Below are 20,324 nucleotides of genomic sequence, written 5' to 3'. Positions count from 1 at the left end.
ATGCAAAATCCAGCTGGCGTCACTGCAACAAACGATCTGTTTCAAAAACGTTACGAGCATGAATGCTTGTGGGTCCACCGATTCATGACATGGATCATGATCGGGCAATGGGCGCTGGGATTGGCATTTGCAGCATTCCTGTCGCCGTTGACTTGGATTGGACAGCGCAACGAGGTCCACTTTCACGTCTGGGCAGCGCTTCTGATTGGATTGTCATTGTCCGGTTTCGCAATCCTTTGGATGCGGAAGTTCCCTCGCGAAGCATTCACGCGGCACGTCATCGCGGTCATTCAAATGCTTTGGTCCGCATTGCTAATTCATCTGTCAGGCGGACGGATCGAGACACACTTTCACGTCTTTGCGTCACTCGCAATCCTCAGTATCTATCGCGATTGGCGAATTCTTATCAGCGCGACGGTGGTGGTCGCCTTGGATCACTTCGTGCGTGGCGTGTTCTACCCCTTATCTGTGTTCGGCATCTTGACCGAGAGTCCCTATCGATGGATTGAACATGCGGCGTGGGTCTTGTTCGAAGTGTCGTTCTTGGCACCAGGATGCTATCGACTCCGCAAAGAGGTTTGGGAGTTATGCGTTCGTCAAACCGAAATCGAATTTTCAAAACGCTCGGTCGATCAACAGGTCGCAGAACGCACCAAAGAACTGTCGGAGGCCTATGATTTGCTGGCCCAAAAGACAGCGGAAACTGAAAAGCTTTCCCTTGTCGCTCGCTATACCGACAACGCGGTCATCATCACGCATGCGGACGCGACCATCGAGTGGGTAAATGAGGGATTTACACGAATCACCGGCTATGAAGCGGACGAAGTCGTGGGAAAACGCTGCGCCGACTTTCTGCACGGACCTCAGACCGATCCGAAGGTTTGCAAAATCATGCGTGATGCGATCGCGAACCAGACGGGGATCAACGTTCAAACAGTCAACTATCGGAAGAATTCGGAACCATATTGGGTGGACATCGAAGTCCGCCCTATACAAGACGCGGATGGTATCGTGCGACGGTTCATTGCCATCGAAGCGGATGCGACGGAACGTGTTCGACAAGAACAAGAAAAAGTTCGCTTGAACCAAGAGCTGCTTGACGCTTCACGACAGGCGGGAATGGCGGAGATCGCGACCGGTGTTCTTCATAACGTGGGGAACATCCTCAATAGTGTCAATGTTTCAGTCTCGGTCATCCGCAACCAGTATTCCAAGAGCGCCATGGCTAACCTCGAAAAGGTTTCTACCCTCATCGCAGAGCATGAGGATACTTTTCCAGAGTTTGTTTCCTCTGATCAACGCGGAATGAAAATTCCCGCCTACGTTCAACGAGTCACCCAAGCACTCAGTGGTGAGCGTCAAACAATCGATTGTGAACTCACGGACTTGGTCAAAAACATCGAGCACATGAAGGAGATTGTGGCGGCTCAGCAATCGATGGCAAGCTCATCCGAGATGATCCAAGAGCTCGATTTGCGAAGCCTGATCGAAGATGCGCTCGCCGCGAACAAAGCCTCCTTGATGAACCACGACATCACTATTTCGTTGGATCTGGAAGAGGCGGACAAAATGATCGTGACTGATAAACATCGCTTTTTGCAGATCGTGATCAACCTAATCAAAAACGCGAAAGACTCTTTGGTTGAACACGAGATTTCGGATCCGCAAATCATGATCCGGGCAATTCGAAACAATGATTCGAACACGATCTCTGTAATCGACAATGGGATTGGAATTTCGGGTGAAAACCTTCAGCGAATTTTTCAACACGGATACACAACCAAGACGAATGGCCACGGTTTCGGTTTGCACAGCAGTGCAAACACCGCCGGTGAGATGGGAGGTCAGTTGACCGCGTTCAGCGATGGTCCTGGATGCGGTGCCCGCTTTGACTTGAAACTACCCATTGTCCAAAAAGAAGAATTGAGCGTTAACAAGTTTGAGCTAGCTGTATGAATACTTTGAAATTGAACCAATCGCACCGAGTGCTAATCGTCGATGACAATCCGTCGATCCACGCAGACTTTCGCAAGATCTTTACTCCGCGGCCAACTGAACTACCGGACATCGATGACTTTGACCTAGAGGAGCTCCCAGATGCAGTTCAGCAAAATGGCCTGCGATTTGATTCTGCGCATCAGGGTTTGGACGCGGTAAAGATGGTCGAATCAGCAGTTGAAAACAACGATCGCTATTCGCTCGCCTTTGTCGACATGCGAATGCCACCCGGCATGGATGGACTGCAAACCATTGGGGAGCTTTGGAAGATCGACCCCGAACTGCAGGTCGTCATGTGCACCGCCTACAGCGACCATTCTTGGGAACACGCGGTTTCGGTGTTAGGACACACTGAAAACCTGTTGATTCTGAAGAAGCCATTCGATGATGTCGAAGTCCTCCAGATCGCAGTTGCTTTGACTTGCAAGTGGGACTCTGCACGCGCGGCCGGTCTGAAGCAACGTGAGCTTGAGGAACTAGTGCGAATCCGCACTGCTGAGCTGGAACGCGTTGCGTTGCACGATGGTTTGACCGGGCTCGCAAATCGAATCAAATTCAATGACCGCCTTTGCGATTCCCTTGTTAATGCGAGCGCGCAACGGCCAGCGGTTCTGCTCATCGACCTCGATCAATTCAAGTTGATCAATGACACGTTGGGACATCCAGCGGGCGATGAGCTGATCCGAATTGTCGGACAACGATTGTCTGCGGTCGTTGGAACAGCAGGTCTGGTTGCACGTTTGGGCGGTGATGAGTTCGCCGTTGTGCTGGATCGGGATCCGACTCAAAGAATGATCGAATCAATCGCTGATCGAATCCAATCGTCGATTTCGGAACCGGTGCTATTAGATGGAGTGCCTTTCAGTGTGACGGCCAGCATTGGCATTTGTGGATCTCCGGATGAGAATTGCGATGCCGATGATTTGATTCGCAGTGCAGACATTGCCATGTATCGAGCCAAAACAGACGGACGCGATTGCTGCCGCTATTTTGAGAAAGGAATGGACCAGCAGATCCGTCATCGACAAATAATGGAAGCGAATTTACGGGCGGCGATCGCGAACGACGAGTTTGTGCTTCATTTTCAGCCTCTGTTGCTTCCGAACACGAATCAAGTCTGCTCGTTCGAAGCGTTGCTTCGTTGGGAGCATCCTGAACGCGGACTTGTTCCACCATTGGACTTCATTCCTTTGGCTGAGGAGACCGGTCTGATACGACAGATTGGTGATTGGGTTCTTCTCGAAGCTTGCAAGGAGGCCTGCAATTGGCCCGAACACATTCGGGTCGCTGTCAATGTGTCAGCGATCCAGTTTCGAGGTGGAACACTACCCAGGAGCGTCTCGGATGCGATCGAACAATCTGGCATCGCCGGCGAACGTCTCGAGATCGAGATCACTGAGTCAGTGCTGATGGAGGAAAACTTGGATGCGTTGGATCAATTACGCTCGCTTCGAGCGTTGGGTGTTCGCATCGCTTTGGATGACTTCGGTACCGGCTATTCATCGCTCAGCTACCTGCGTCGGTTCCGATTCGACAAACTGAAAATGGACCGGTCGTTTGTTCAAAATCTAAATCAAGCCGACGCGATGGCGATCGTCAGCACCATCGCCAATCTGGGCAAGTGCTTGGGGATGGCAACCACCGCCGAAGGCATCGAGACCGAGCAGCAAATGCGATGTGTGATGGAACATGGTTTCACCGAGGTTCAAGGTTACCTCTATGGCCGTCCCATTCCGCCAGAAGAGATCCTAGCGACCCACTTCGACAAAACTGCTCTGACGATCAGCAGGTGAATACCGGCACAGAACCGCTGCAAATTTCGCCTGATGATTAGTTGCTTGCAGCAATACTCACCAAAACACGCATCCCCCCATCTCAACGGGGCTACAAGTTGATAGACTGCACTCCTGTGGAGCCATTAAGCAACCCCGCCAGCGGGCTGCGTTGAATGATGGCCCAGGCTGAATTTCGAACTTGCAGGAGCCGGATATCGTGCGTGATTTACGACAGTCTACTTGTATTTGCTGCTCGCTGTTCGGACTGCTCGCATCACCTTTCTTCGCGAGTGGAAACGATGCTTTGGACGTTGATCCAACCCAGCCCGAACGCCAAATCCTGCATCTCTGCAAACCCGACGGAACGCCGATTCGACCGCTGGTTTTAGACGAAAAGCTGAAAGAGCGTTTCGACAGCCAGGGCAAACCTGAGATCTCGGCCGATGGGAAGTGGATCGCTTTTGATGCGTGGACAAGCGATCCCAAGAGGACACGGCAAGAGTCCAAGATCGTCATTGTCGACTTTGATGGACAAACGACAACCAATATCATCGACGGTTCTTTGCCGTCGTTTTCACCCGACGGGAAACGTTTGGTTTTCAGCCGTCCGCGACGCTACACGAACACCGATGGTGCGGAGGGGACGTCGATCTGGATCATGGATATCGATGGTGGCAATCGGATGATGGTTGCCCATCGAGGAGCGTGGGGTGGACGTTGGTCACCGGACGGCAAATCGATTGTGTTTTTTGGTGGCGAAAACGAGAACGGGATCGCAGTTCCGAAATCGTGCTTGCGTCTGTTTGACATTGAAAGTGAAACGACCACCAACATCTTTTCGCCGGATGACTCGCCCTTTGGGGAATTGAGTGTCCAATTCGAGTGGGCAAAAGACAATTCACGTCGCGTGGTATTTGGCGGACCCCTCAAAGACACGAAGGAACTGGCGACCGGGGTGATCCAAGTCGACGAAGGCATCTCGAGCCTGATGGTGCGAACCGGTGACACGATGGACGCGGGGCTGCTGCACGGAAGTTCGTACAATTGGAACCCAAACGGTGACTCATTCCTGATGGCCGGCACAGTCGGTGACCGAATCTTGCCGATCGCGGTCTCAATCGACCTTCTCGAAGCACCGCAAACGTTCGATGGAATCCCGGAGAACGTTTCCACGTCAGATCCGATCCAGACGCCTGACGGAAATCATCTGATCGTTTCATTTCGATCCCAGTGAATCGGCACCTTCACAACGGGACAGACAGCGTCAGCTTGTTTCTCGCAGTTGAGAATTGATCGCCGGCATCAGTCGCGACTCTCAGTTGAGTAACATGAACGATCTCAGGCGAACATTCTTCGTTCGCCAAATGGTCGTCTCACCCGAGTCAACATATGCGTTTGCTACTGGCTGTTTGCTTGTTTGTGGTTTCTATGCCAACGGTTGTGGCAGAGACGCCTGCCGACGTTCTCGATCTCTCGCGGTGGCGTTTGACACTGCCAATCGAGTCGATAAAACGGGGGACACCGTCGGAGATCCGCCAACCTGAGTTGACCAATTTCTCGCACCCGGAACATTTTCACGTCACAGACCAGCGCGGAGTTGTCTTCCGCGCTCACTGCGGCGGCGTCACCACAAAGGGCTCCAGTTTTCCTCGTTCAGAGCTTCGCGAGATGGCTCCCGACCGAGTCAGCCGGGCAGACTGGAGCACGGACGACAGAACAATCCACACGATGACCATGCGGGTCGCCATCACCTCAACACCGCGAAAGAAGCAGCATGTCGTGTGCGCCCAAATTCACGACGCGGAAGATGACTTGATGATGGTGCGTTTGGAAGGCGAGAAGTTGTTCGTCGAACGCAACGATTTCGGCGAAGTGATGATGGATCGTCACTACCAATTGGGAACCAAGTTCGATCTGCGGATTGAAGCTGGGGACGGACACGTCCGAGTCTCCTACAACGGCGAAGAGCAGATGGATTGGACGGTGTCACGTGATGGGTGCTACTTCAAAGCGGGGTGCTACACCCAATCCAATTTGAAGAAGGGAGACGACGCTGACTCCTATGGCGAGGTCGTCATCTCGATCCTTCAACTCGATGAGATAGATACTGAAGATAGGTACGATACGGAAGGAAAGTGACCGCGAGCATTCTTCAATGCCAGGGTGCCTTTCGTAGTACGATCTTCGAAACTTGCAGCTACTCCTTAAGCAGCAACCGTTCGGTCGATTCAAGTTCGGGCCCGCCGCCGCGATTGCCACTGCCTGATGCGGTGTACAACGATTCGCCAATTTGAACCAATCCTGTGCCATGTCGCCCTTGGTTCATATACGGCCATGCTGACCAGGATTTTGTTTCGGGGTCGAAAACTTCGACCTCGTCATGAGCCTGTTTTTGATCGGCACTCTCACCGCAACCGACGACCAACTTTCCTTCGATCGCGACGACGCTGTTGCCCGCACGCTGGGTCGGAAGATCCGGGCACTGGTCGGGCGATAGCCATTTGCCAGCGTCAAAGTCATAAACATCGATCTTGCTGATCGTTTGTGAGAAAACCGCGTTATCACGTTTTGATGTCACTCGCCCGCCCGCGGCGTACAAACGATTGCCAATGATTGCGGCTTGAAAGTGATCTCTTTCATGCGGTGCATCAGGCAGGATTTCCCACATGCCCGTTTTGGGGTCGTAGCGATCAAACCAACGACGGCAACCATCAATATGACCGTTGGTAATCCCGCCAACCAGATAGATCCAACCATCGTGAAAGATTGCGCCCGCTCCTCCGCGGCGACGTGATTCCGGAATCGAATGAACAAAATCGAAACGATCCTCGGAAGGATGATAGACCACAACTTTCTCAAGGGGAGTCTCTTTCGGATAAGGCCCGGTCATCGCTCCCATCAGATAGATCGCGTCTTCAACAACGACTCCTTGGAAATGATGCAATTCCAATGGTGTTTCGGACTTCGCCGACCAAACGTTGGTCGCTGGATCGTAGACATCAACCGGATTGATGCGGCGACCACCCAGCAAATAAAGCTTGTTCTGAAAACCGACCAGCGCCGCCTCATGACGCGCGGTTGGATGGCCGTTCGTTTCGATGGTTTCCCAAGCACGCTTTTTGGAATCCGGCGAATCCGCGTGGAGCGACACCGCTGAGGAAAACAAAAACAGCGTGCAGAGCAATGAACGCATCATGATTGAGTTGGGTTGGTGGGAATGACTGGACCGGCGAAGGCTAAGCCGACTCGGGTGTGTCTGGTTTCGATTCGTGCCGAGAAACGACTGAGATGACATCACCATCAGTCAGCCGCGTGCGCAGCGTTTGGCCCGGCTGAACATCACCCGTTGATCGAACGACCTTACCTACATCGGTTTGCGTCACGCTGTAACCACGCGCAAGCACGGCGAGCGGTGACAAGGCGGATTGTGCCGCCGCGACGGTCGCAAGTTTCGCTTCAGCTTGTTCCAGCCGTCGCCAAATCGCGGATCGTCCACGTTCGTCCCAATCGTCGAGCTCTCGGCTGCGATCATGAACCATCTCAAACGGGTTTTGAAAAATCGGACGAGACTCCCAGTTTTCCAGACGTTGGCGTTCGGAGTGAATCCGCCGGAACAAGTTGGTCGCCATCATCTGACCAAGTGCATCCAGTGCCGCAACCATTGATTCGCGATCCGGCAAGACACGCGACGCCGCGTCGGTCGGGGTCAACGCTCGAACGTCGGCGACCAAATCCGCCAGGGTGACATCGATTTCGTGTCCAACCGCCGAGACAGTCGGGATTCTCGATGCCGCAATCGCCCGGACCAATTGCTCATCGTTGAATGACCAGAGATCCTCCAGTGATCCGCCACCGCGAGAGACAATCAAGACATCGGGTTGGGGCCGCATCCGGTGGGCCGCTCGCATCCCGTCAATCAACGACTCGACGCTTCCCGGTCCCTGGACGCTGGCCGGGATGAGCACAATTTCGATGCCCGCGTGACGCTGCGCGGCGGCTTGCAAAAAATCCTGGATCGCGGCACCGGTGGGGCTGGTCACAATCGCGACACGCCGGGGAACTCGCGGCAGTACGCGTTTTCGGTCCGGCTCGAACAAACCTTCCGCTTGCAATTTCGCCTGCAGTTGAGCAAACGCGAGTTGCAACGAGCCCATGCCTTGAGGTTGGCATTTGCGAACGACCAGTTGATAAGAGCCTCGTGCCGCGTAGACCTCCACATCGCCCATGCAGAGAACGCTTTGACCGTCATCCAGTTCAAAGGGCAAACGTTCGGCAACACTTCGCCACATCACGCCTCGAATTTGCGAACGTTCATCCTTCAGCGTGAAATACAGGTGACCGCTTCGCGGACGTGCGATGTCGGTGATCTCACCGGCGACCCAAACGCCCGGAAACCCCGATTCGACCGTCGATTTGATTTGACGCGTCAGTTCGCTAATCGAAATCGCATCGTCGCTGCTGGAAGAACGACGCTTCTTCCTGGGGACTTTACGTTTGGAAGCGGTGACCTTTGGCGGCTCGTCATCGCTGGAATCGAACAGCGAAAACTGGGTGCTGTCACTCATGAATTCGAACGACTGGATCGCGAACGACGACGTCGACCTGTTTTCGCAAACCGATCTCGTACATCCGATACCGCTTGCAAAAACACGTCAACTTCTTCGACCGTGTTGTAGAAGTAGCAGCTCGCACGCGAGGTCGCCGTCACTCCAATCGCGTGGTGCAACGGCATCGTGCAGTGGTGACCGGCGCGGACCGCGACGCCCTGTCCATCCAAAAACTGCGAAACATCGTGCGCGTGCACGCCATCGATGACAAAGCTATTGATTCCGCCTTTGTGTTCCGCAGTGGGACCGATGACACGAACGCCGTTGATTTCGCGAAGCCCCGCATCCGCTCGAGTACCGAGCAAACGTTCATGAGCATGAATGTTGTCCATGCCTACATCGGTCAAATAGTCGATGGCGGCTTCCAGTCCGATAGCTTCAACAATCGGTGGTGTTCCGGCTTCGAACTTCTCCGGCAACGCGTGCGCGGTGAATCCGTCGGTCGTGACCGTTTGAATCATTCCACCTCCGCCTAAGAACGGAGGCATCGAGTCCAGCAGACTTTCGCGTCCCCAAAGCACTCCGATACCGGTGGGGCCGCAGACTTTATGGCCGCTGAAGACGATGAAATCAGCATCCCAATCTTGAACGTCCATCTTCCAGTGCGGTGCCGCTTGAGCAGCATCGATCAAAACGGTTGCTCCGGCGTCGTGAGCCATCCGCGTCCAACGTTTGACGGGATACTCCGTCCCGAGCGTGTTGCTCGCGGCACCAAACGCGAATAACTTTGGTTGGTGCATTCGAAGCGCAGAAGCGACCGCTTCGTCGTCAATCAAGAACTCTTCATCAACGGAGATAAATTCGACTCGGCAACCAACACGTTCGGCAAGCTGATGCCACGGAACAATGTTCGCGTGGTGTTCGCTGATCAACAACAAGATCACATCACCCTGTGATAAGTTCTGGTCGCCCCAGCTCCGTGAGACAGTGTTGATCGCGGCTGTCGTTCCAGCAGCAAAGATGACTTCGTTGGTCGACGAAGCATTCATGAACGATGCCACCGTTGCCCTTGCGTTCTCGTAGGCTTGCGTCGACGCTTCACTCAACGTGTGAATTCCGCGATGAACGTTGCTGTAGTATTCCCGATAGCAACGGCTCATCGCCTCAATGACCGATGTGGGACGTTGAGTACTTGCAGCGTTATCAAAGTAGACCAACGGTCGATCACTGGCAGAGCGAATGCCTAGAATCGGGAAATCTTCCCGAATTTTTGCAACGTCCAGATTGGTTGGGGAAGTTGTCACAATCACTGTTCTTCCCCGAGCGAAGGGCCGCTCGGTGCGGACGAGTCACCGTCTTCGCCGATAGGCGAGTGCAACGCAGATTGCAGAATTTTCCACGACAGGAGGCAGCACTTCTGTCGATTGGGCGTCAACTTGGGTCCGAACAATTCCAGCATCTCTTCGGCGGTGAACGCCTTCACTTCTTCGATCGTCTTGCCTTCCATCCGCTCGATCAGCATCGACGCGGAAGCTTGACTGATAACGCACCCCTCGCCTTCGAACCAAGCCTCGGCGACTTTCCCCGAATCGTCCAATTTCAGCGTGATCACGATCCGGTCACCACACAGCGGGTTGTTCCCCTCATGCATGTGGCTGGCGGTGTCCAGAGTCCCACGGTGGTACGGGTCTTCGTAGTGATCCAGCACGTGTTCTTCGTAAATGTCCTGCTCGTTCGGCATGTTCGAATGGTGTGTCGAGTGTTCGCGGTCGGTGAAGTCGCTTCGAAATTGGCGACGAGGAAACCTGCCAAAAGGGTATCCGTTTTCACCCGTCGCCTATTTAACTCTATGCGAGTTGTCAAAAAAGGGAAGCGGGGTTTTCCAGCGAACAGATTTCGCCATTGGTTGCGGTGACAGCTCGCCCCGACCGAATCGCGTCGGCCAGCATTTCAAACGTCGTTTCCAGGTTCTGCCACTGGTCGTTCGCTTCGATTTCCCAGCTATGCCCCCACAAATGAAACACACCACCCGTTTGTACCGCTTCTTCCAGCATCACCTCGGCCATCTCCACCCAGTTCGTTTTTCCTGCGAATTTCCATGCTCGCTGGAACGGCCCCCAAGCAGCTCGCTTCATCGCATCGCGAAGATACGCCGATCTCGGGTGAGGATGAGCCTGCACGGAAGTCGTCATGGATGACAACTCCCACCCCTTGTCGCCGCGAATGTAGTCACCTCGCACCCGGCGTTTGGGTGGATCGCACTGCAACAATTCCACCGTTCGATATCCGGTGAAACCATGACGAGCGATCGCGTTGACGTGCTCTCGTTGAAACTTGCCCAGCGGTGGACAAAACATCCGACACGCTTGACCGGTCACATCGGCAATCCAAACGCCACTGTCATGAATCTGCCGTTCGGCTTCCACATCGGGCAAACTGGTCAGCACCAGATGATCGATCGTATGAGCACCGATTTCAAACCGCTGGCTCAGCTCGCGAATTTTCTCTTCTGGGATCGTCTCCATCTGAGATTTGCGAGGAATGTAGAACGTGGCCGCCAATTCATAGCGAACCAATAGATCAGCCAAGCGTTGATCCAGTGGATGCCCGTCGTCCCAGCTTGTCGTGACCACGCATCGATTCGGTGCTACGGGACGGTTCTGGTTCGGAGGCATTGTTGCTGGTCAGGGCCGATGATGGTTCAAGCGGAAGTTTCGCGGCTTCGGATTCGGTGGACGACATCCCCGAGTATGGCGGAGTCATCGCGTGTTTTGGATCGACTCGCAAATTAACATCCTTCATCCGGCTCGCATCGGCCCGTCCACGCAAGGTAAGCGCCTGGCAATAGATATCAAGAAGCTGAGCATGATTAATCTCATCAGAATACTTGGCAACAAACTCAGAACGAGCCGCATCACGCATCGCAATGGTCTCTTCCGCGTTCTCTACGAACCGGTCAACCACCGAAGCCAGCTCACTCGCATTGCCGCTTTCGAACAAAGCCCCAACGCCAGGATGCACTAACTCAGCTTGCCCGCCTTGGTTTGCACATACAACCGGTGTTCCACAAGCAAAGGCTTCGACGACAACGCGACCAAATGACTCCGCACAGTGCGATGGCAAAATCAACATCGCCGCGTCGGCCATCGTTTTGTAGACATCGTCTTGATCCAAACGTCCAAGATACTCGACGTTGTCTCGCGAAACATTCAACAAGTGCTGCAGCGGCCCATCGCCGATGATCTTCAACGGAATAGGCTGAGTCAAACGGTCCCAAGCGTCCAATAGCACCTTCAACCCCTTCTCTTCGCTCAATCGACCGACGAACAATGCGTAGCCGCCGTCTCCTTGCCCGAATGGCAGACCTGATTCGACAAAATGAGGTTTGACAACGATCGGTGGCATCGGATGCCCTGAGTCCACGTATCGCTTTTTGACGAACTCGGTTGGTGCGATCGCTAGGTTGAGTGACCGCAGGTATGTCTTTCGGGTTCGATGCAACCAATTCTGAATCGCAACAACTCCCGCGGCCAGTCGGCTGTCGTGGAAACATGCGTTCCGAATAGCCGGCATCGCAAAGCTCTTCGAAATGCAGTCTGTACAAGGTTGCCCATCACGAAAACAAACCGCTTTGGGACACAAAATTCGCGAGTTGTGCAACGTCAACACGGTGGCGGCACCGGCATCATGAGCAGACTTGATGACCGCCGGGGACATTGCGGGGAACGTGTTGTGAAAATGAACCAAGTCAATTTGCTTTGACTTCACAACTTGGCGAATTTCATCCGCGATACCATGGTTCCAGATCGTCTTCCGAGCGTTCGCCAACGCTCCCGCGTCCGATAGGGAATCATTCATTCGCGTGAATCGCGTGACATCGTGGCCAAACGATTCCAGCAGCTGAGTCTCCGCATCAAATACAACATCCTCACCGCCACGAAGGCGGTAGTAGCTGTGAACGGCTAGGATTCGGATGGCGATGATGGGCGCCGTGGGTCAGCGAGGAAGTTGGGGCAAACGAGCGAACATGTCGCTATTCTACGGAAAAATTCGTTCAGCGAGGGACCGCCGTCAATCCACCATTCTCCTCGGATTCCAATGCGGGCTCCGATTCGGGTGGCTTGTTGAAACCGCGAACGCCGTCTGAACTCCGATACCGTCCGAGTCCCGCGTCACTTCGACGGCGAGTTGGCGGGTCGCGGCTAGCATCCAGATCGGCCGAATGAGGCGACAAAAGCAGCCCGCGGAGCAATGCCTGAACGACGGCAAATCCGAACGCTAGCATCGCCGCCAAAACGAGAAGGATTGACCGTTTCGGTTTGACCTTCTTTAGTCCCAGCGACGGTTCCTGTACCACCGCAATTTCACTGACTGCCCCTGACGACAACTGATCGATCAGTCGGGCGTTGTCGCGATTTTCCGCCGTCCGCATGTACTCGGCTTCGGCCAAATTGTTTTCCCAACTCAGTTCAGCCAAATGCACTTCGTCTTGGTTGAGTTGCTTCAGTTCTTCGTGCAGCGACTCGGCCTGCGACTTCAAGGTGTCCCGTTTGGATTCTAACCCGGCGAGCGTTGTGCTGGTTTGCTGCCACGACATCATCAAGGCTTGCCGCACCGGGTTGGTCGACTCGGTGGTCTGAGGCCGCTCACCTTGTTCCGCTTGAGCAATCTCGGTCGCAGCGGCCAGCTGCTCTCGAAGCACCTTCAACTTGGGATGATCTTCACTTAGTTTGACCGATTGTTCCTTGTAACGAACTTCCAGGTCGTACAACGCTTGCCTCATCGAATCACCCGTCGCCTTAGGGATCCCGCGAATCGTTTGTGTTTGCAAGGTTTCCGGTAGCTGTTCGATTTGCTCAACCAAACGATCTCGCTGGGAACTCATCGATGCCAGTTCGTGTTCGACATCGACCAGGTTGCTTTCGACTTGGCTGAGTAATGAACGAAGTGCTGACTGAGCCGAACCAATGTCGATGATCCCTCGTTCCGTTTTCGCGATGCGAAGTTTTTCCTTTGCATCCATCGCTCGCTTGTATGCGATTTTTGATTGCTCTTCGAAGAACTCTGACGAACCCGACGAGCTGTGTGCCATCGCGTGGTGCTCGCGATAGACGTGTACCAAAGCCTTCAACAAATCTCGCGAGAGGAATGGATCCTCCGTGCGAACTTCCAAGTCAATCGTGTAAGCGTTCTTCGCCATGAACAGGTTCATTGACTCCTGAAACTTGTTGATCGCCATTTCTTCTGCGATCTGGGCTTCCACTTGTTCGGCGGTCAGGTCGCCCATAGGTTTGGTGTCGCCACCCGGCATAAGTGAACCGAGACGGTGCAGCGACTTGGAGAGCAAACTGTGCGGTTCCAAAATTCGGTCGACGCCGACTTCATTGACGACCTTCTGAGCGATCGCGCGAGAATGCAACATTTCGCGAACGCTGTTGACCTGCGACGCACGACTGTCCTGCAACGAAACGGTTGGCGACAGTGTCGCGGTTTGATCCATCGAAACGGCTCCGCGTCCCAACCGGATCAGCAGTTGCGAATAGGAATCGAACTGGGCTGGAATCAGAAAGACGCAGAACGCCAACATGGGTAGCAGGAATAGCGTCCAAACGACGACCGACCATCGATGGCGATAGACCGCACGCCAAAGATCACTCAGACGCAAAGGTCGAAAGTGATCGGCTTCGGCAAAGGAACGTTCATTCATGTCGCGTGATGCAGCAAGATACGGGAACGGTTGCAAAGAGCTGAACGAACACGACCGCACCGGGCAGCGTCGTCATGGACTCGAAATGGGATTCCACACCCAGAATCCGACGGCCCCAGTCTAATCCGATGTGCGAGTAGCGAGAGAGGCAAGCGAGCCCGACACCGATTTTTGCTGCTTCAAAAGCAGTCGAAGCATCATTCTCCGCCCCTCGCTCGCGGGCAAACGGCGACAAACGCCTTGGAATCGCCTTCAAAACCGTCCGGAAGGCTTCGATTGCCAATTCACGCCGCAGACCCGCGAATGCTGAACTCAGAATCGTTCGCTGCTGCGAGCGCATGAAAAAACCGACAGGCTGGATCCATCGATCCGACCTGCCGGTCCAATTCGGTTACAGCCACTCGGCGGCAAGAGTGAAGCCGCTGGGAGAAACGCGTGAATCTCGACGTGCTACTGCACAAGTCTTTGATTGATTCAGGCGTGCCCGAAAAATGAACCCTCTGCCGGTGTTATGTGACTGCACCTAACAGACCTCACAAGGTCTGCTGTGTGCATTTTAGGCTCAGTTGCCCATGCAGCAAGGTTGATCGGCCATTTACTTGGCGGATCTGATACGAATCTCGAATTTTGTGAGCTTCACGCCAAACTGTCTCAACCGATTTCGACGCACGTGTCCTTGCAAAAGCAACTGCACGAAAGGTGTTTTTGGCTCGAGATCGACCACTCAAACGCTCAGCGAATCAGCCATTCGCGAAAACCTTCGACAAATTGTTCCCCCCGTCCCATCACCGATCGAACCAGCAAAAACAGCATCGCCAACGCTACAAAAAGTGCTCCCCATCCACGACGCGGTGAGGGCGGCGCAATTCCGCGCACTTGGACTCGCAATTGCCCAAGCAAGTGAGCCCAAAACGAAAGTGGTAGCATCGGCTCGAACGCCAAGACACTGACGCAATCGAAACCTTGATGACCTTCAATTTTCAGGTGTGCCCCGAATTGAGGGAGGTGAACCTGTGCGTTTCTTTCATCGCCGACAGCGGATGAATCGATCGCTTGTGCGCTTCGCAGCAGTGCCGGAAAGAGTTCATTCGCGGTCCGGCCGTAGACAACCAACCGAGGCTCGCGTGTCAAAACCACCAATCCGCAAATGAGCACGTAGAGCAACAACATCGGCAACCAAACGTAAGGTCCGAGCAACGCCGCCGAGGCACCGGGAAAGAAAAGTTGCATCGGGCCGATGGCTACCATGCCGGCCATCGCGAAAAAGAGGGCGGACAGGTCACGCCCACCGGTCGTCACCAACACTCGACCGCTCACGCGAATCAACGAGAGCAACAACAGGTATCCAACGACCGGAAGAAAGACGACGGTCAGAACAAAAGGATCGATCACGCGTTCGCCTCCCCATCTCTGGACGACGCCTCATCGTCAATTTTTACAATATCATTTTGGCTCGACTCTGACCGTTTCTTGGAAGCCTTCACGGCATGCTTCTCTGGAACTGGAGTGCTGCTTACCAGAGCCAAGATAGTTTGCCCCGCCGTGGGAACCAGCGGTGCATCGACCGTGTTGATGTTGAGGCCGCCTTCCGATGTGATCGCACACAATACCGTCGTCACCTCGCCATACTTCTCCTGAAAATCGGCAAACGAGAATGACTCGGTCAACTTTGTCGTTTTCAAACTTGCGCCCGCCGCATGCATCTCGGAAAGGCGGGTGAACGTCAGACCTTCGCCGAACAGTTCCCGTCCCATCAAGTTCTTGGTCAGCCCACGACGGCCGGCCGTATTCTTGCTTTTAAATGTCAACTGATACAAACGAGAGGAATCAAACAGCGTGCGACATTCACGAAGAGCGAGCGAGTTGACTTCGTCGTTGGGTGTCATCGCGAGCAATCGGCCGATGCCCGCCAAATCCAAATCTTCGCGGGCGTGTTCGTTCAGGATGTTGGCACATTCGCCTCGAAGTCCCGCCATACGAGCTTGGCTAATTTTGTTGTAGTTGGTATCGACCAGCAAGACAGGAATCCCAGCAGCCTTCAACTCTGCCGCGAAATCACGCACCCATGCGTCCGCACCCGCGATCAAGACGCCTTGGCTGCTTTCTTCGGCCAGCTTTAGCAAACGAGCCAAAGGTGCTGCCGCGATTCCGTAAACCGCAACCGTCCCGATGATCACCAAGAACGTGACCGTCGCTAATTGGTCGGCTCCCGGAATGTTCAGGTCCGTTCGACTTTCCATCGACAACGCAAACACGCTGCTCACCGCCGCGGCGACAATCCCGCGAGGGGCCAAGCCAGCAATAAAGGTTTGTTCGCGATAATTGAGTGGACTTCGTAACAGTGACAAATAGACCGACAACGGTCGCACGATGAATATCAACGCGAAGATCAATCCGATTCCCGGCAGACCAATCGTCGCCAGGTCGGTCAGGTTGACTCGAGACCCCAGCACGATGAACAAACAACCAATCAAAAGTGTGCGTAGGTTCTCCTTCAGCTCTATGATGTGCTCGACGTCAAAGTGCTTTTGATTGGTCAACCAAATCCCGAGGACCGTCACGACGATCAGACCGGACTCATGAGCAATCATGTTGCTCAATGCAAACAACAAAAGCGCCAGCGATAGTGCCGTGACACCATGCAAATGGTCCGGAACCCAGTAACGGCGGAGCGCTTGTGTCAACAATGCGCCGCCGGCGACGCCCAAACCAACTCCGATTGCTCCCGTGATGGCGAGCGACTTCAAAGCACTTGAGAAGTGGGGTGCCGATTGGGCCAGCACAACTTCTTCAAACACCAACACGGCCAACACCGCACCGATTGGATCAATGACGATCCCTTCCCATTTCAAGGTCGATGCGACTCGACGACTCGGTTTGACCTGTCTCAGCAACGGTCCGATGACTGTTGGTCCCGTTACGACCAAAATTGCCCCCAGCAAAAAACTGAGGTGCCAGGCAAAACCGAGTATCCAGTGGATCGCCAACGTGTTTCCGATGAAAGCCAATGCGGCACCCACCGTACACAGTCGCAGAGACGACGATCCTGATTCGCGAAGCTCGCCAAGTTTGAGCGTCAGCCCGCCCTCGAACATGATGATCGCGACCGACAGCGACACCAAAGGAAACAAGATGTTCGGACCAGCCGTTTCGTCGCCGCCCGTCAATTCAGCCAGCAAGGCATCGGGTTGGACAACGAAGTGCCCCAAACAAACACCGAACAGAAGCAGCAACAGAATGCTGGGCAACTTCGTTCGCCACGCCAACCATTGTGCCGTCACACCAAGGGCGGGCACGAGGGCGAGGTAAATCAAAAAATCCATGTGGCGGATGCGTCGGCTTTAGATGAAGAAGTACGGAAACCGCTCACAGGATATCTGCGGATGCGGGCTCCGGACAGCACCGACGCCGATTGATCAGGCTCTGCGGGTGAATGTTCACCCAAATCAGCGTTCTAGCACTCGGAACCGAAGTGCAAGCCTAATGGTCCGGTTCCTCAACCGTTCGGAACGGTCACGATCGATTGGTCTTGGTACAACTTGATCGACGGCAACGTGATGCCGCGTTTGGCAGCTTCATATTTCAGTGCCCGCTCAAAGAACGGAAACGGATAATGCGAGTTGCGGCGGATCGAATATCGTTCAATCGCAACGACCAATCGCAAATCCAGTTTTCGCTCGTTCACTCGCTTTGTGATCTCCAGCAGGTAATCCTGCTGAGGCTGAGTCGTCGCGTGCAACCGATTGACCAGCCGCTCGTACAACTTTGCTGTGGAATCGCCCTGCGTTCCCAGCTGCGTGCGTGTGGTGATCTGAGCCATCGCAGACGGTGCGTCCGCGATTGCCAAACCGAGACAAACGAACAGAGAAGCGATTAGAAAACGGTGGTGTCGAGCCAGCATGATGCGACCAAAATTCGCGGGAAGACGTGCGAGGATCCTCGAAGTACACGGCTAGCAAAGTCGCCGCCCCCGGATCAAGACAGATCGTTTGAAGACGGCGAATAAAACCTTGCCGTCACTTCCAGCCCCAAACGTCGACATCACCCAACCCGGTTTCAGACAGCGGCCGATTGGATTGCAACCAGTGCTTCGCCGAATCATCGCCCTTCAAATAAGCGTCCCAAAACCGCAGGCTGATTTGCTGAATCGCGGGGTGATGCTTCGGATTTTTTTGCCTGGAACGCAGGCCACCGCTGTCTCCAAATGCTGAGTGCTCCGCACCATCCAAAATCAACTCGTACTTGTCGCCCTTCGGCAAAGCAGCATACACCTCTCGTCGTTTGGCGGGATTGAAAGACGGATCAATCGGACTGGCATCCTTCGTCCCCGTCATGCACAGCATCGGTTTCGCCAAGTGACCGAAACCTCGGTCCGCGGGAAGTCCCTTGCCCGGCTGAGGGCTGAAAGCCACAAAGGCGTCGATTCGCTCTTCTTCGAAACTTCGATTCAGCGGAAGCTTCTGACCTGCCACTGCAAGTGTCGTGACCGCGCCGAAGCTGTGACCGCTCATCCCAATGCGTTCCAAGTCCATTCGATTGTGCAGTGGATGAGATGCCGTCTTGTTCCACACCGTTAACTGATCAATCACAAAGGAAACATCTTTGATCCGATCTTGCGAACTTTGCAAGCTCGCCGCTGACTTGAGTGCCTTCATTCGCTGCAGGGGACGGGCGGTCTTCCAAACCTTTTCGTCACTCCCCGCGTGCTGCATGAATACAGCGACATAGCCAGCCGATGCCCAGTACTCGCCCAAATAAGCATTGTTCTCTCGCGAACCACCAAGCCCGTGTGAGAATAAAACAACCGGTTTGGGTTCCGGTTCACCGTTCCAGTAAATTTTGATCGGTACCTCGCGGTCTCGAAGCTCATCCAGCGGTTCGAATCGCAACACTTCCACCGCCAGATCGACTTCGCAATGTGCTTTGGTTGGGTACAGAACGGTGACTGCGGCTAAGCCGATCATTGTCCAGAAATTCATACGCGAGTTCCTAAGCTGACGAGGCCGAAGTAGCTGACGAGGCCGAAGTTGGCACTTCTTGAAGACAACCTGTTTGCTTTCGGCTTTGCTAGCGTCAGCAGCTGCAGGGAAAGCATTAACGCTGGGGACGATCGGGTAAGAATTGTACTGTTCTCATTTGATTTGAGTTTGCTCTTCATCCGCTCCTCGCGAGACAATCAACGTGGTCGATGTGGTCTCCGAATTCACCAGAATCAGCAGAAGTTCAAACAGCCGTCCCTCTGACTCGTCATGGAACAAAACCGAGCGTCCCTTATCCGGTTGAAGATCGACCTTCTCATCATGCGTCGGATTTCGCGTCAACAATACACGATATTGCTGGATGACTTGTTCCACCGACGCTTCCGTCGTCATCTTCGCCTCAAATAAAGTGGACGGAACCCCAGTCGCATTGACCAGCGCCGTTGTCGCGAGAGCTAAACCGAATGCACGGACCGCCGCAAGCACGTATCCAGTATCTCGGCGTACGAGCATTCCAGCCGGGATCAGGAAGAGCCCGATGAAGCCCCCATCCACCATGACACAGGCTATCCGACAACGGCTGCTCCAAGTCGCTCTGGCGTACTGTGCGAAACTCCAAATTGTTCGAATTTGAGCTTCGGGAAATACTCCGGCGAAATCGAATACGAAACCTGATTGTGAATCATCCCGTCGACGCCAGACAGCGCACAAGCCAACAACAGAAAGACAGGCACGGAAAGCAATCGGATCACTTGTCTGCCTGCGTCAAATCGATCGCGACGGAACGATCACCGCGTCCCATCGGGACCGGAAAGTGAATTCGACACGAGTCCTTTAAGCCAGATTTTGTTTCCTGGTCATACTGCACGACGACCGAGTCAGGCTGGTGATAAGTATCGAAGATTCGAAGGACACTGGACTTTCCCCCGATCGACACGGACACGATGTCATAGTCCACCGTTCGCTGATACGGCAGCTCAAATCCTTCTGTCACTTGATTGCCAGGACTGCAAAGCCACTCCGCAGTCTGCTCGTCCCGGCACGGCATGTACATCAGCGAATCCCGTTCGATCGCAGGTGGCAATTTGACATTGATCCGAAGCATGAATCGGCCGCTCCATCGTGCCGAAGTCAGCAAGAAAGCCGATACGAGCAGGATTGCGACACAAACGCAAATCGCATTCGCGGTCCAAACAAACAGACGTCGCTTTGCTGGTCCGGTCATGGATCAGTCACATGACCGCAGGAGCAACCTTCTTGAACTACGAGGTCGTGCAGTTTTTTGATGCCGCTTTTCGGCTGATTTACACACGGCGTA

17 protein-coding genes are annotated in these 20,324 nt (G+C 54.1%); 4 read left to right on the top strand and 13 right to left on the bottom strand.

Annotated features, from left to right (window positions below):
• From RE6C_RS12520 to RE6C_RS12505, 4 genes are all read left to right on the top strand, one after another.
• Entirely contained in the window at positions 1–1,956 is a 1,956-nt protein-coding gene (locus RE6C_RS12520; protein ID WP_008657036.1) for a PAS domain-containing protein, read from the top strand.
• Positions 1,953–3,791, top strand: a complete 1,839-nt coding sequence (locus tag RE6C_RS12515) for a putative bifunctional diguanylate cyclase/phosphodiesterase (RefSeq protein ID WP_008657035.1) — start codon at positions 1,953–1,955, stop codon at positions 3,789–3,791. The genes RE6C_RS12520 and RE6C_RS12515 overlap by 4 nt, the downstream gene beginning before the upstream one ends.
• A 199-nt stretch (positions 3,792–3,990) precedes the next feature.
• Complete coding sequence (locus RE6C_RS12510; protein WP_236618162.1) at positions 3,991–5,007, top strand: TolB family protein; 1,017 nt, start codon at positions 3,991–3,993, stop codon at positions 5,005–5,007.
• A gap of 155 nt (positions 5,008–5,162) precedes the next feature.
• Entirely contained in the window at positions 5,163–5,912 is a 750-nt protein-coding gene (locus RE6C_RS12505; RefSeq protein ID WP_008657033.1) for a polysaccharide lyase family 7 protein, read from the top strand.
• A 58-nt stretch (positions 5,913–5,970) separates the two neighbouring features.
• On the opposite strand, the gene RE6C_RS12500 is transcribed toward RE6C_RS12505, so the two are convergent.
• The 13 genes from RE6C_RS12500 to RE6C_RS12430 form a co-directional block, all read right to left on the bottom strand.
• Entirely contained in the window at positions 5,971–6,969 is a 999-nt protein-coding gene (locus RE6C_RS12500; protein ID WP_008657032.1) for a Kelch repeat-containing protein, read from the bottom strand.
• A gap of 40 nt (positions 6,970–7,009) precedes the next feature.
• Positions 7,010–8,338, bottom strand: a complete 1,329-nt coding sequence (gene xseA / locus RE6C_RS12495; protein WP_008657030.1) for an exodeoxyribonuclease VII large subunit — start codon at positions 8,336–8,338, stop codon at positions 7,010–7,012.
• Positions 8,335–9,630, bottom strand: a complete 1,296-nt coding sequence (locus RE6C_RS12490; protein WP_008657029.1) for an aminotransferase class V-fold PLP-dependent enzyme — start codon at positions 9,628–9,630, stop codon at positions 8,335–8,337. The genes xseA and RE6C_RS12490 overlap by 4 nt, the downstream gene beginning before the upstream one ends.
• Positions 9,627–10,061, bottom strand: a complete 435-nt coding sequence (gene sufU, locus RE6C_RS12485) for a Fe-S cluster assembly sulfur transfer protein SufU (RefSeq protein ID WP_008657027.1) — start codon at positions 10,059–10,061, stop codon at positions 9,627–9,629. Before sufU ends, RE6C_RS12490 begins: the two co-directional genes overlap by 4 nt.
• A gap of 118 nt (positions 10,062–10,179) precedes the next feature.
• Positions 10,180–10,908: a polysaccharide deacetylase family protein gene (locus tag RE6C_RS12480; RefSeq protein WP_008657026.1), complete on the bottom strand. Its 729-nt coding sequence runs from the start codon at positions 10,906–10,908 to the stop codon at positions 10,180–10,182.
• Positions 10,901–12,220: a glycosyltransferase gene (locus RE6C_RS12475; protein WP_039961906.1), complete on the bottom strand. Its 1,320-nt coding sequence runs from the start codon at positions 12,218–12,220 to the stop codon at positions 10,901–10,903. Before RE6C_RS12475 ends, RE6C_RS12480 begins: the two co-directional genes overlap by 8 nt.
• 154 nt (positions 12,221–12,374) lie before the next feature.
• Positions 12,375–14,027: a GumC family protein gene (locus tag RE6C_RS12470; protein ID WP_008657024.1), complete on the bottom strand. Its 1,653-nt coding sequence runs from the start codon at positions 14,025–14,027 to the stop codon at positions 12,375–12,377.
• A gap of 732 nt (positions 14,028–14,759) precedes the next feature.
• Positions 14,760–15,419, bottom strand: coding sequence for a hypothetical protein (locus RE6C_RS12460; RefSeq protein ID WP_008657021.1), 660 nt, complete (start codon positions 15,417–15,419; stop codon positions 14,760–14,762).
• Positions 15,416–17,350, bottom strand: a complete 1,935-nt coding sequence (locus tag RE6C_RS12455) for a cation:proton antiporter (RefSeq protein ID WP_008657020.1) — start codon at positions 17,348–17,350, stop codon at positions 15,416–15,418. Before RE6C_RS12455 ends, RE6C_RS12460 begins: the two co-directional genes overlap by 4 nt.
• Positions 17,351–17,523: 173 nt before the next feature.
• Positions 17,524–17,928 carry a hypothetical protein gene (locus tag RE6C_RS12450; RefSeq protein WP_008657019.1) on the bottom strand — a complete coding sequence of 135 codons (405 nt, stop codon included), beginning with the start codon at positions 17,926–17,928 and terminating at the stop codon, positions 17,524–17,526.
• A 115-nt stretch (positions 17,929–18,043) separates the two neighbouring features.
• On the bottom strand, positions 18,044–19,006 hold the full coding sequence (locus tag RE6C_RS12445; RefSeq protein WP_039961905.1) for an alpha/beta hydrolase family protein: 963 nt from the start codon (positions 19,004–19,006) through the stop codon (positions 18,044–18,046).
• A 153-nt stretch (positions 19,007–19,159) separates the two neighbouring features.
• Positions 19,160–19,519: a hypothetical protein gene (locus tag RE6C_RS32850; RefSeq protein WP_236618161.1), complete on the bottom strand. Its 360-nt coding sequence runs from the start codon at positions 19,517–19,519 to the stop codon at positions 19,160–19,162.
• A 235-nt stretch (positions 19,520–19,754) separates the two neighbouring features.
• On the bottom strand, positions 19,755–20,111 hold the full coding sequence (locus RE6C_RS12430; protein WP_236618160.1) for a hypothetical protein: 357 nt from the start codon (positions 20,109–20,111) through the stop codon (positions 19,755–19,757).
• Positions 20,112–20,324 lie beyond the last annotated feature (213 nt).

The sequence above is a fragment of the Rhodopirellula europaea 6C genome (assembly GCF_000338295.1).
Taxonomy (GTDB): Bacteria; Planctomycetota; Planctomycetia; order Pirellulales; family Pirellulaceae; genus Rhodopirellula; species Rhodopirellula europaea.
Note: the sequence above shows the minus strand (reverse complement) of the source record. Positions and strands in the feature narration are given on the sequence as shown.